This window comes from Burkholderia sp. 567 (assembly GCF_040545115.1).
GTDB lineage: Bacteria > Pseudomonadota > Gammaproteobacteria > Burkholderiales > Burkholderiaceae > Burkholderia > Burkholderia ambifaria.
Window position 1 is genome coordinate 1 of record NZ_JBEPLG010000010.1, and the last position, 12,194, is coordinate 12,194.

A 12,194-nucleotide genomic window follows, 5' to 3' on the forward strand; every position below is an offset into this window, starting at 1 on the left:
TTCTGCATCCCGCCGGGCCGTCCCAAGGGAGGCTGCAGCCCCCTCGGGGGGCAGCGAACGCAGTGAGCGTGGGGGCTGTTCTGCATCCCGCCGGGCCGTCCCAAGGGAGGCTGCAGCCCCCTCGGGGGGCAGCGAACGCAGTGAGCGTGGGGGCTGTTCTGCATCCCGCCGGGTCTGCCCCTCGCTGGCTTCGATCAAGGCCGCTTCGAGCCGTGCGAGATCGTCGAACGAATGCGCTGCCGACAGCGATACGCGCAGCCGCGACGTGCCGACGGGCACCGTCGGCGGCCGGATCGCGGGCACCCACAGGCCGTGCGCGTCGAGCGCGCGCATCGCCGCGAGCGTCGCGTCGTTGCTGCCGATCACGAGCGGCTGCACGGCCGTGTGCGAATCGACCGGCTGCCAGCGCGTCATGCGCAGCAGCGCGCGCGTGCGCTCGATCAGCGCGGCGAGGTGCGCGCGTCGCGCGTCGCCTTCGTCGCCGGCGATCACCTTCAGGCTCGCCGATACCGCATGCGCGACGGCCGGCGGCGCGGCCGTCGTGAAGATGTAGCTGCGCGCGCGCTGGATCATCCATTCGATCACGGTCTCGTGCGCGATCACGAACGCGCCCGCGACGCCGGCGGCCTTGCCGAGCGTGCCGACGTAGATCAGGTTCGGCGAGCGCAGCGCGGCGGCCGCGAGCGCGCCGCGGCCCTGGGGCCCCAGCACGCCGAAGCCGTGCGCGTCGTCGACGACGAGCCACGCGCCGTGGCGTTCGGCCAGCGCGACGAGTTCGGCGAGCGGCGCGATGTCGCCATCCATGCTGAACACGGTGTCGCTGACGATCAGTTTCGTGTCGGCGTCGGACGCGTCGAGCAGCGCGGCGAGCGCGGCCGTGTCCGCATGCGGATAGACCTGCACGTTCGCGCGCGACAGCCGGATCCCGTCGATCAGCGACGCGTGGTTCAGCGCATCGGAGAAGATCGTCGCGTGCTTGCCGGTGAGCGCCGTCATCGCGGCGAGATTCGCCATGTAGCCGGTGCTGAAGTACAGCGCGCGCGGCGCGTCGGAGAAGCCGCCCGCGAAGCCGGCGAGGTCGTCCTCGAGCGTGGCGTGCGCACGCGAATGGCCGCCGAGCAGATGCGAGCCGCCGCTGCCGGAGCCGTAGCGCTGCGCGCCTTCGGCGAACGCGGCGACGAGCGCCGGATGCGCGGCGAGGCCGAGATAGTCGTTACTCGCGAAGCCGACGATGTCGCGGCCGTCGACGCGCATGTGCGCATCGCACGCGGTGTCGGCGGTGCGGCGCACGCGGCGCAACCCTTGCGCGTCGAGCTCGGCGAGGCCGCGTTGCAGCGTATCGAGCAGGTTCGTTGCTGCCGCCCCCTCGGGGGGCAGCGAGAGAAGTGAGCGGGTGGCCGTGTGTGTCATTGCATGATCTCCGCGAGCGTCGCACCCAGCGTGTCGCGCGTGCGTTGCGCGAGCCACGCGATATCGTCGTCGCTCATCACGTACGGCGGCATCAGGTACACGGTCGTGCCGATCGGACGCAGCAGCAGTTCGCGTTCGAGCGCGCGCTCGAAGAAGCGCCGCGAGAAGCCGCGTGCCGCGTCGCCGTCGAGCGCGACGTCGAATGCGAACAGCGTGCCGCGCTCGCGCAGGTGACGCACCTGCGGGTGCGCGTCGAGCGGCGCGAGCGCGGCGCGCATCGCGGCCGACTTGCGCGTGTTGGCGGCGAGCACGTCGTCGCGCGCGAACAGGTCGAGCGTCGCGACCGCCGCGCGGCACGCGAGCGGGTTGCCGGTGTACGAATGCGAATGCAGGAAGCCGCGCGTCGTGTCGTCGTCGTAGAAGGCCGCGAACACGTCGTCGCGCGTGAGCACGAGCGACAGCGGCAGGTAGCCGCCGCTGATGCCCTTCGACAGGCACAGGAAATCGGGCCAGACACCGGCCTGCTCGCACGCGAAGAAGGTGCCGGTGCGGCCGCAGCCGACCGCGATCTCGTCGGCGATCAGGTGCACGCCGAACTCGTCGCACAGCGCGCGCAGCCCGCGCACGTACGACGGATCGTGCATCGCCATGCCGGCCGCGCATTGCACGAGCGGCTCGACGATCAGCGCGGCGATCCGGTCCGCGCGTTCGGCGAACAGGCGCCGCACGTCGTCGAGCGCGCGGCCCGCGACGTCGGCGGCCGTTTCGCCCGGCTGCGCGCCGCGTGCGTCGGGCGACGCGACCACGTGCGCGTTGCGGATCAGCGGATCGTACGCATCCTTGAACAGCGCCACGTCGGTCACGCCGAGCGCGCCGATGGTCTCGCCGTGATAGCTGTTCGCGACGCACACAAATTCGCGCTTGTCCGCGCGGCCGCGGTTGCGCCACGCGTGGAAGCTCATCTTCAGCGCGATCTCGACCGCCGACGCGCCGTCCGACGCGAAGAACGCATGGCCGAGCGTGCGCGCGGTGAGCGCATGCAGCCGTTCGGCGAGCTCGATCGCCGGCTCGTGCGTGCAGCCGGCGAGCATCGCATGCTCGAGCGTGTCGAGCTGGTCCTTCAGCGCCGCGTTGATGTCCGGGTTCGCATGGCCGAACAGGTTCACCCACCACGAGCTGATCGCATCGAAGTAGCGGCGGCCGTCGCGGTCGTACAGCCACACGCCCGCGCCGCGCGCGACGGGAATGAGCGGCAGGCGCTCGTGGTGCTTCATCTGGGTGCAGGGATGCCAGACCGCGCGCAGGCTGCGCGCGACCCAGTCGTCGGTGGCTGGCGTACTCAAGGCAACTCCGGGGGTAAAACGGCGGCGGGCATCGAACGGATGCCGCGCGGCGACAGACGGAAAACGCGCTGAGATTAGCGTGTTCCGCCGCGCGTTGCACTACCGGTTACAAACGCCGCAAAGCCTTGTCGGGCGGGAGTTTGGCGCAGATCCGGGGTGCTCGGAACGGTACGCGCCAGATATCCCGAAATGAGCGCAGATGACGACGTTCGAGTGAGACCCCCCTGACAGAAAAAATCGTGGGGCGGAGGGGCGGGTGAAGCCGAAAAATCGGGGCGGGAAGGGGAAAGGGGCGCGAGGGGCGACGCAAGATATGCGGCGGCCGAAGGGGGCCGGGGATGGGAAAAGGCGCTGCGAAACGGCTTCACGGAGATCGTGGGGCGGCGCGCTTCGGCGGCTCGCATGATCTGGCGACCGGGGTGCGAACGCCGCGGCGCGCCGCGCGAGCGTTCAGTACAGGGAGGAGCGCGAAGGGGACGATGCCGAAAGCCCCGGATGCCGGGCGTCGCGATATGCAAACGCCGCTGCGCGCCGCGCGAGCGCTCAGTTACCGGGAGCAGGGACAGAAGCGAAGAAGACGATGCCGAAACCGCCCGATCCCGGGCATCGCCATCCGCGATCAGCGATCAGCGCGAAGCCAGCGCGTGCGTATCGGCGTCGCCGTTGTCGGCCGTCTGCGTCGCGCCGTTCCACACGACGCGGTCGTTGACCGCATACAGCCGGCATGCGCCCGCACCCTGCTTCGTGCAGTTGTCGAGCGCGAGTGCCATCGGGTCGTCGCCGCCCTCTGCCCACGACCACGCGCCTTCGGCGGACACCGCGAACGCGCGGCTCGGATGCTGGCTCAGGAAGCGGCGATAGCCTTCGCGGCCAGCCGCGTCGAGGAACGGCACCGCATCGACCGCATCGATCGACGCGTAGCCGGTCGCATTCGGTTCGTGCGGGTTCGCGACCGCATAGCGCACCGAGGTCGGCAGGCTCAGGTCCGCGAGGAACGCATGCACGGCCGGCCACCACACGGGCACGCCGTCGCGGTCGACGATCAGCCGGTGCGCGTCGTCCTTGTAGCGGCCGAAATCGATGAATTGCGCCTGCGTGCCGTGCGACACGTACGCGTCGTGCATCTGCGCGACGAGCGCGGGCGTCCACACCGAATCGTTGTCGCCGTACAGCCACAGCGAGCGCACGGCCGTATGCGCGCCGTACTGGTCGAACGCTTCGACGAGATTGCGCTGCCAGCCGTCGCAGAGATCCTGGCGCAGCCCGCCGGAGAAGTTGATGATGCCGCGCACGCCCGGCGCCGCTTCCGTGCCGTACGCGACCGAAGCGAGGCCGCCATGCGACGTGCCGGCGACGACGATGCGCGACGCATCGACGTACGACTGACGCGACATGTAGCGGACCGTCGCGGCGACGTCGGCGGCCTGCGCGAGGCCGTTCTTGCGGACGTTGCAGCCTTCCTGCTGGTACGTGCCGCCCGACCCGGCGAAGCCTTGGCGGTTCGGCGCGACCACCGCATAGCCGCGGCGCACGAATTCACGGGCGAACGCGAGCGGCCGGCTGCGCGGCTGCAGATGGAGATCGCCGGTGTTCTTGCCGTGGTTGAAGACGACGAGCGGGAAGGGGCCGGGGCCGTCCGGCTTGAACAGCGTGGCCTCGAGCATCACGGTGCCCGACGCATCGGCCGGAATGCTGATGACTTGTTCGTTGAGGTTCGCGGCGACTTGCGGGAGGCGCGAATCGCCGTAATCGAAGCGCTCGGCATGGGCGAGCGAGCCGGCGGCCGCGGCCGCGCCGGTATTTGCGTTCGGCAGCGCACCGGCCTGAGCGGCCGACAGCGCACAGGCCGCCATCCATCCCACCAATACTTTGCTGAACGCCATTCGTAAGCCCTGCCATGCAACATGACCGATCCGAGGGGCCATCGTAGCCCGACAAATTCAGGTTGTGCAATGCGGGAATTACCCGGCGTCTGACACGGCAACTATTTTTCAGCGTTCACTTACTTCGCCGTCGACATAGCGCCAGAAACCGTGCTCGTCGCGGGTGAAGCGACTGGTCTCGTGGATCCGGTACGCGCGCCCGCCGACCTTGTAGCGGGCCACGAACTCGACCTCCGCGTGCCGTTCGTCCAGCAGCGCGTGGCGTTTGACCGCCAAGCCGAGCCAGCGCGGCGCGTCGGGCGCATTCGGGTCGGCATCGAGATCGGCCGGGCAGGTGCGCGCGTCCCAGGTCGCGCGCAGATAGTCGGTCGCGCCGAGCACGTACGCGCTGTACCGCGAGCGCATCAACTCGAGCGCGGTGGGCGCGGCTTCGCCGCCGTCGATGAAGCGCCCGCAGCACGCCGCATAGCGCGGCGCCGGGGCTTTGGCGGCGGGAGTGGGGGACGCGCCGCCGCACGGGCACGCGTCAGGTCGGTTCAAAATCATGCGAATCGTGAATTAACGACGCCGGGTTGTCATGCCGGCTCACCAGCTGAGCTCGACGCCGTCGTACTGGAAGAAACGGCCGTTGGCCCGGGACACGTCCGCGCCGGCTTCGGCGATCACGCGGCGCATGCCGGTCACGCTGGTTTCCGGATCGATCGCGGCCTGCGCGCCGCCCATGTCGGTGCGCACCCAGCCGGGATGGAGCGAGATGCACGCGGCGTGGCGCGTCTGCAGCGACGCGATGCGCAGCACGTCGTTCAGCGCGGCCTTGCTCGCGCGGTACAGCCAGCCGGTCGTGCCGGTCGCTTCCGCGATGCTGCCCATCCGGCTCGACACGACGGCCAGCACGCCGCGCGCGTCCTCGACGAGCGGCAGCAGGATCGGCAGGAGTTGCATCGGCCCGCGCACGTTCGTATGCATCACCGCGTCGAAATCCTCGGCGCCGATCGTCTCGACGCCTTCGGTGCGCGGCCCGTACACGCCCGACACGAGCACGGCCGCATCCAGCCGTTCGCCGTCGAGCTTCCAGCCGAGCGCCGCGATCTGTTCGGGTTGCGCGATGTCGAGCGCATAGGCTTGCGCGCCGAGTTCGCGCAGCGCGGCGAGCGATGCGTCGTCGCGGGCGGTCGCGATCACGTTCCAGCCGTCGCGGCGATATTGCCGGACGAATTCGCGCCCCAAGCCGCGCGATGCGCCGACGATCAGTACGGTTTTCATGTTCGCCGCTCCTTTGCATTGCACCGCCGTCGCGGCAGTGTCGGTGTCAGATCAGTTCGCTACCCGTCGCGGCCAGGCTCGTGCGCATCTTCAGCCGGAGGACGCGCGGCGCGTGCACGCCGCGCCGGCGCCGGTTACTTCGCGTCGCCGCACGACGGCTTGAGCGTATCGGCGACCGCCTGCGCGACGTCGTCGAGCTGCGCGGCGTCCGCCGCGACCATGTCGTTGTCCGGCGCGTGCTGGCCGCGCGCGGTGAGCGCCGCGACGCAGCGCTTGTAGGTTGCGTCGAGCGCGTCGAAGTTCGACACGGCCATCCCGAGGTTGCGCATTCGCCCGTCGTGCACGCCGTACACGAGCCCGTGCACGGTGAGCGACTGGCCGCGCGCCCACGCGTCGTTGACGATCGTCGTGCGGCACACGTTGACGACCTGCTCGATCGAGTTCAGCTCGATCAGGCGGCGATAGCGCGCCTCGCCGACCGGCCATTCGTCGAGCAGCGCCGCGTGGCGTTCGCGCACGTCCTGCACGTGGTGCAGCCAGTTGTCGGCGAGGCCGACGCGGCGGTTGTGCAGGGCCGCGTTCACGCCCGAGCAGCCGTAGTGGCCGACGACCATGATGTGCTTCACGCGCAGGATGTCGACCGCGAACTGGATCACCGACAAGCAGTTCAGGTCGCTGTGCACCACGACGTTCGCGATGTTGCGGTGCACGAACACTTCGCCCGGCGGCAGGCCGATGATCTGGTTCGCGGGCACGCGCGAATCCGAGCAGCCGATCCACAGATATTCCGGCGCCTGCTGGTCGGCGAGACGCGCGAAGAAATCGGGATCGTCGGCGAGCTGGCGCTTGACCCAGGCGTCGTTGTTGTCGAACAGGTGTGAAAGCGGATTGTCTTGAGTATTCATCGGGTGTGGATTCCGTTGGCGGAAAGCGGGTCGATAACGGTTCGATTCGATTGGATCCGGGCGTGCGATTCGGCCTGCGTCACGCAGCGCGCTGCGCATCGCCCGCGCTGTCGCCGTCGCCGACGTCAGGCGTCGCGTCGAAGCGATCGGGGTAGCGCACGCTGAAACGCAGCGACACGTCGTACGGGTAAAAATCGGGCAGCTCGCCCTGCAGCAGCTTGTCCTTGCTGGCCTGCCACAGCGAGGCTTCGAAAAAGTCCGCGTGATGCTTCATGAAGACGGCCCGCACGCGCGGGTCGCCGAGCAGGAACGGTCCGTAGGTTTCCGGAAAGATGTCGTGCGGGCCCACGGTATACCACGGTTCGCCGGACAGTTCGTCTTCCTCGTTGCGCGGCGGCGGCACGCGCCGCACGTTGCAGTCGGTCAGGTATTCGATCTCGTCGTAGTCGTAGAACACGACGCGGCCGTGGCGCGTGACGCCGAAATTCTTGTACAGCATGTCGCCGGGGAAGATATTGGCCTTCATCAACTCCTTCACCGCGTTGCCGTACTCCTTCACGCCGTGCTCGATCTCGGCGTCGGTGCCGTTCTGCAGGTACAGGTTGAGCGGGATCATCCGGCGCTCGATGTACAGGTGCTTGATCACGAGATTGCCGTCCTCGTATTCGAGCAGCGACGGCACCTCCTTCTCCAGCTCGCGCACGAGCGCATGGTCGAGCCGCGAGATCGGCAGCGCGACGCTCGAATACTCGAGCGTGTCGGCCATCCGTCCGAGACGGTCGTGACGCTTCACGAGCTGGTACTTCTCCATGATCTGCTCGCGCGTCGTTTCCTTCGGCGGCGGGAAGTGATCCTTGATGATCTTGAATACGTACGGGAACGACGGCAGCGTGAACACGAGCATCACGAGGCCCTTGATCCCGGGCGCGATGATGAAGCGGTCGCTCGAATGCGACAGATGGTGCAGCAGGTCGCGGTAGAACAGGTTCTTGCCCTGCTTCTGCAGGCCGACCGACGTGTAGATCTCGGCCTTCGGCTTGCCCGGCATGATCGTGCAGAGAAAATCCACGTACGCGGACGGCACGCCCATGTCGACGAGGAAATACGAGTGCGAGAAGCTGAAGATGATCTGCAGCAGGTCGCGGCGCAGCAGCACGGTGTCGAGCGCGAGCAGGCCCGGGCGCACGTGGCGGATCGGCACCGCGAACGGCAGCACGCGATCGGCGTTGATGATGCGGCCGACGATGTACGCGCTCTTGTTGCGGAAGAACAGCGACGACAGCACGTGGATCTGGAAATTCGGCGCGGCGTCGAACTCGCCGAATTCGTCGGTGATCGCCTGCATCACGCAGCCGATGTCGCGCGTGAGATCCTCGAACGGCGGCTCGAGCTGGAAGTTCGTGACGATGCGCTCGAGCGTGGCCGCGAGCCCGTCGGTGCCCGGGTAGTACGCGCGATAGGTCGGCTTCGCGGCCGGCTCGTCGTTCTCGAGGTATTCGGTCGAGATCGCGGGCCGCACGAAGATGAAATCGTTGTTGAAATACGAGCGGTGCAGGATCTTGCAGCACACCGAATTGAAGAACGTTTCCGCGCACTCGGGCTGGCGGTGCGACGTGAGCAGGCCGATGTAGTGCAGCTTGATCTGCTGCCACACCTCGTCGTCGATGTTCTCCGCGTCGTATTCGTCCTGCAGCACCTCGACGCATTCCTGCACGCGATCGTCGTACGACGTGATCCGCTCGCGCGCCAGCCGCTGCAGCCCGTGCCAGTCGGCGCGCTCGTATAGCGTCTTCGCGTCGACCGCGGCTTCCCGGAAGATCCGGTAGTGACGGTCGAAGTTTTCGAGCATCGTCTGCGCGACGTCGAAACCGATCTGCGACGACAGCAGCTTGGGGAAGTGATTCATTGCGTGCAGGCTCGTTCGAGAGGGACTGTAAGCACCCGCCATTTTAGCGCCCAAGTCGGCATTTCAACGGGTTTCGGGGTCCGGCGCCAAGTGCCGTCAATGCGCGGGTTGGGCGCGGTTGCGTGCCGTTCGGTGCATCTTCGCGCAAAGATACGGGTACGGAACGGATTCTGACACGAACTTTTTTGCGCGGCCGACGCCCACCGGGCACGCGTTTCACGCGACGGCGATAGAATCGACGCGATGCCCGCCCCGGCCTGCCGCCCGCGCGCTCATGCAATCGCATTGCCCCCGCATACGTACCCGCATTTGCAGCTGCATCTGCAACGACAACGACGAGACACCCGACCGATGAACGCACTGGAACACCAACTCGACTATCCCTTCGCCGACACGCTGCCCGCCGCGGGCGACACGTTCGAGGTCGCACCCGGCGTGCGCTGGCTGCGCATGCCGCTGCCGTTTTCGCTCGATCACATCAATCTCTGGCTGCTGCGCGACGAGATCGACGGGCAGGCCGGCTGGACGATCGTCGACTGCGGGATCTCGTCGGATGCGATCCGTACGCACTGGGAACAGATCTTCGATCGGCATCTCGACGGGCTGCCGGTGCTGCGCGTGCTCGTTACGCACTGCCATCCCGATCACTTCGGCCTCGCGAACTGGCTGTGCGAAGGCGGTGACCAAGGCCGCTGGAACGTGCGGCTGTGGATGACGCTCGGCGAGTACATGTTCGGCTGCCTGATGGCGGCCGGCAACGGCTCGAACGCCGGCGGCGCGGCCGCGGCCGATCACTTCGCGCGCCACGGGCTGACCGATCCGGCCGCGCTCGACAAGCTGCGCAACCGCCGCAGCTACTACTCGGATCTCGTGCCGGCCGTGCCGCCGCGCTACCGGCGCCTGCGCGAAGGCGACGCGGTGAAGATCGGCGCGCGCACGTGGCGCGTCGTCACCGGCTACGGCCATTCGCCTGAACATTGCGCGCTGCACAGTGAAGCGGACGGCGTGCTGATCTCCGGCGACATGGTGCTGCCGCGCATCTCGACCAACGTGTCCGTGTTCGATCTCGAACCGGAAGCGAACCCGCTCGCGCTGTATCTGGAATCGCTCGGCCGCTACGAAACGATGGCGCCCGACACGCTCGTGCTGCCGTCGCACGGCAAGCCGTTCCGCGGCGTGCGCACGCGCATCGCGCAACTGCGCGCGCACCACGACGCGCGGCTCGACGAAGTGCGCACGGCTTGCGCGGAGCAGCCGATGAGCGCCGCCGACATCGTGCCGATCATGTTCCGCCGCCGCGAGCTCGACATCCACCAGATGACGTTCGCGCTCGGCGAGGCGCTCGCCCACCTGAACCTGCTGTGGCTTGCGGGCGAGCTCGTGCGCGAGCAGGGCGACGACGGCGTGATTCGCTACGCGCGGGCCTGACCGCCCCGGCCGCTGGATGGGCGACGCTACGTCGCCGTCCGTTGCGTTTCAAGCGCCATGCGCCCCGGCTGGCGTTCGCGAATCGAAGCGGCTTGTCAGGGAGCGGCGCGCCGATTCCGGCCGCTTAATGCGCGACGCAACGTCGCCGTCGTTTTCGCTTCATGCGCCATGCGCCCCGCCTGGCGTGCGCGAATCGAAGCGGCTTTTCACGCAGCGGCGCGTCGCTTCCAATCCGGACGTCACGCGCAAAGGCGAGCGATCGTGATCGCTAATCACGCGACGGGTTCGTAACGCCACCCGTCGCGCTGCCATTGCATCGTGTGCGTCGGTTCGAGCGCCGCAAGAAACGCGGCGTCGTGCGACGCGACCACGATCGCGCCGGGGAAGCCGGCCAGCGCGGCTTCGATCGCGCGCACCGATTCGAGATCGAGGTGATTGGTCGGCTCGTCGAGCAGCAGCAACTGCGCCGGCGTGCCGCGCCACAACGCGCACGCGAGCGCGGCCTTCAGCCGTTCGCCGCCGCTCAGGCGGTGCACCGGCTGCGTCGCGCGTGCGGCATCGAGCTGCAGCAGCGCGAGCCGGCTGCGCAGGTCGCCTTCGGCGAGCGGCGTATCGAGCAGTCCCAACTGCTCGACGATCGAGCGCTCGGGGTCGAGCAGCGCGAGCCGCTGGTCGAGATACGCGGCGCTCACGTGCGTCGTGCACGCACCGGAGCGCGGCGCGAGTTCGCCGGCGAGCATGCGCAGCAGCGTCGATTTTCCGCAGCCGTTCGGGCCCGTCAGCGCGATGCGCACCGGCCCGTTGGCCGACCACGTGATCGCGTCCGTGCGCCCGGCGGCATCCCACGGCAATTGCGCACGCTCGAGCGTGAACAGCTGGCGGCGCGCGCTGACCTCGGTGCCCGGCAACGACACGAGCACCGGCGCGTCGGCTTCGACGCGTGCGGCCGCCTCCTGCACGCGCTCGTCGAGCGTCGCCTTGAAATCGTTCTGATGACGCCGGACCTGCCCCATGATGTTGCGCGCCGCGCCCTTGCGACGCTGGCGCGCCATCGACGACAGGTTGGCCGCCTTCGCGTCGCGCAGCGCGCCGGCCGCGTGGCGCTGGATCGTGTCGTGTTCCTGTTCGAGCCGGCGTCTCACGCGCCCGCGCTCCGCGTGCGCATGCTCGAGCGCGGCCTGCGCGGCATCCTGTTCCGCGTCGCGCTGGGCGCGGTACAGCGCGTAGTTGCCGCCATACGCGCGCACGCCGTGCGGCGTCAGTTCGACGATGCGCTGCACGTGCGCGAGCAATGCGCGGTCATGGCTGACGATGACGACGCCGCCGCGCCAGCCGTCGAGCGCCGCGCGCAGCCACGCGCGGCCCGCCGCATCGAGATGGTTGGTCGGTTCGTCGAGCACCAGCAGCCCGGCCTCCGAAAGCAATGCGCCGATCAGCGCGACGCGCGCCAGCTGGCCGCCGCTCAGCGCGTGCGCCGGCGTGTCGGCGCGCACGTCGTGCAGGCCGGCCGCGTCGAGCGCCGCGCGCAGCCGCTCGGCCAGATCCCAGCGATCGCCGATCAGGTCGAAATCGTGCGCGTGCGCGCGGCCGTCCGCGAGGCGCGCAAGGGCCGCGAGCGGCGCATCGAGCGCGGCGATTTCGGCGACGGTGCGCGTGCCGGCCGGCGCGTCGTCGTGCTGCTGCGCGACGTACACGACGGGCGTGTGCCGGTCGATCGTGCCCGCGCTGGGCGTGCGCCGGCCCGCGATCAGTTGCGCGAGCAGGCTCTTGCCGACGCCGTTGCGGCCGACGATGCCCGTCGGCGTGCGATCGATGGAAAGGTCGAGCGAATCGAACAGCGTGACGCCGTCGTCGAAGCGGAAGGAAACGTGATGAAGCGCGACGAGCGCGCCGATGGGCGTGGCAGCAGCCATAAGCACCTCCGAAAATGCGTGAAACCCTTCGCGCGGCGTGCGTGGCACGGCGGCGAAAACATTTTTGGGAAGGCTTAGTTGTTCACTTTGGCTGGCGTCCGGTATGAGGAATGAGCGCGCAGTGTAGCAAGCGTGCCGCGCGG

General features: G+C 68.7%; 9 protein-coding genes. 1 reads left to right on the top strand and 8 read right to left on the bottom strand.

The window, feature by feature from the left end:
• The 7 genes from bioF to aceK all read right to left on the bottom strand — a co-directional run.
• A partial coding sequence (bioF, locus tag ABIC50_RS25950) for an 8-amino-7-oxononanoate synthase (protein ID WP_354167838.1) occupies positions 1 to 1,410 on the bottom strand: 1,410 nt, incomplete at its 3' end.
• A complete protein-coding gene (gene bioA / locus ABIC50_RS25955; protein WP_354167841.1) occupies positions 1,407 to 2,753 on the bottom strand; it encodes an adenosylmethionine--8-amino-7-oxononanoate transaminase in 1,347 nt (448 codons plus the stop codon). The genes bioA and bioF, both read right to left, overlap by 4 nt.
• Before the next feature lie 626 nt (positions 2,754 to 3,379).
• Entirely contained in the window at positions 3,380 to 4,636 is a 1,257-nt protein-coding gene (locus ABIC50_RS25960; protein ID WP_354167844.1) for a dienelactone hydrolase family protein, read from the bottom strand.
• A gap of 108 nt (positions 4,637 to 4,744) precedes the next feature.
• Entirely contained in the window at positions 4,745 to 5,182 is a 438-nt protein-coding gene (locus ABIC50_RS25965) for a YchJ family protein (RefSeq protein ID WP_354167847.1), read from the bottom strand.
• Between the two features lie 39 nt (positions 5,183 to 5,221).
• Positions 5,222 to 5,899: an SDR family oxidoreductase gene (locus ABIC50_RS25970; protein WP_011658064.1), complete on the bottom strand. Its 678-nt coding sequence runs from the start codon at positions 5,897 to 5,899 to the stop codon at positions 5,222 to 5,224.
• A 134-nt stretch (positions 5,900 to 6,033) separates the two neighbouring features.
• Entirely contained in the window at positions 6,034 to 6,804 is a 771-nt protein-coding gene (gene can / locus ABIC50_RS25975; RefSeq protein ID WP_126228610.1) for a carbonate dehydratase, read from the bottom strand.
• Between the two features lie 79 nt (positions 6,805 to 6,883).
• Positions 6,884 to 8,710, bottom strand: a complete 1,827-nt coding sequence (gene aceK / locus ABIC50_RS25980; protein WP_354167849.1) for a bifunctional isocitrate dehydrogenase kinase/phosphatase — start codon at positions 8,708 to 8,710, stop codon at positions 6,884 to 6,886.
• A 351-nt stretch (positions 8,711 to 9,061) separates the two neighbouring features.
• On the opposite strand from aceK, the gene ABIC50_RS25985 reads away from it, so the two are divergent.
• Positions 9,062 to 10,138 carry an MBL fold metallo-hydrolase gene (locus ABIC50_RS25985; protein ID WP_354167851.1) on the top strand — a complete coding sequence of 359 codons (1,077 nt, stop codon included), beginning with the start codon at positions 9,062 to 9,064 and terminating at the stop codon, positions 10,136 to 10,138.
• Between the two features lie 272 nt (positions 10,139 to 10,410).
• Here ABIC50_RS25985 and ABIC50_RS25990 read toward each other — a convergent pair whose 3' ends face one another.
• Positions 10,411 to 12,051, bottom strand: a complete 1,641-nt coding sequence (locus tag ABIC50_RS25990) for an ABC-F family ATP-binding cassette domain-containing protein (RefSeq protein ID WP_354167854.1) — start codon at positions 12,049 to 12,051, stop codon at positions 10,411 to 10,413.
• Positions 12,052 to 12,194: the final 143 nt, after the last annotated feature.

Coding starts and splice junctions, on each gene's coding strand:
- ABIC50_RS25960 (WP_354167844.1), bottom strand. CDS start 4,636: ATGGCGTTCAGCAAAGTATTGGTGGGATGGATGGCGGCCTGTGCGCTG.
- ABIC50_RS25965 (WP_354167847.1), bottom strand. CDS start 5,182: ATGATTTTGAACCGACCTGACGCGTGCCCGTGCGGCGGCGCGTCCCCC.
- ABIC50_RS25970 (WP_011658064.1), bottom strand. CDS start 5,899: ATGAAAACCGTACTGATCGTCGGCGCATCGCGCGGCTTGGGGCGCGAA.
- can (WP_126228610.1), bottom strand. CDS start 6,804: ATGAATACTCAAGACAATCCGCTTTCACACCTGTTCGACAACAACGAC.
- aceK (WP_354167849.1), bottom strand. CDS start 8,710: ATGAATCACTTCCCCAAGCTGCTGTCGTCGCAGATCGGTTTCGACGTC.
- ABIC50_RS25985 (WP_354167851.1), top strand. CDS start 9,062: ATGAACGCACTGGAACACCAACTCGACTATCCCTTCGCCGACACGCTG.
- ABIC50_RS25990 (WP_354167854.1), bottom strand. CDS start 12,051: ATGGCTGCTGCCACGCCCATCGGCGCGCTCGTCGCGCTTCATCACGTT.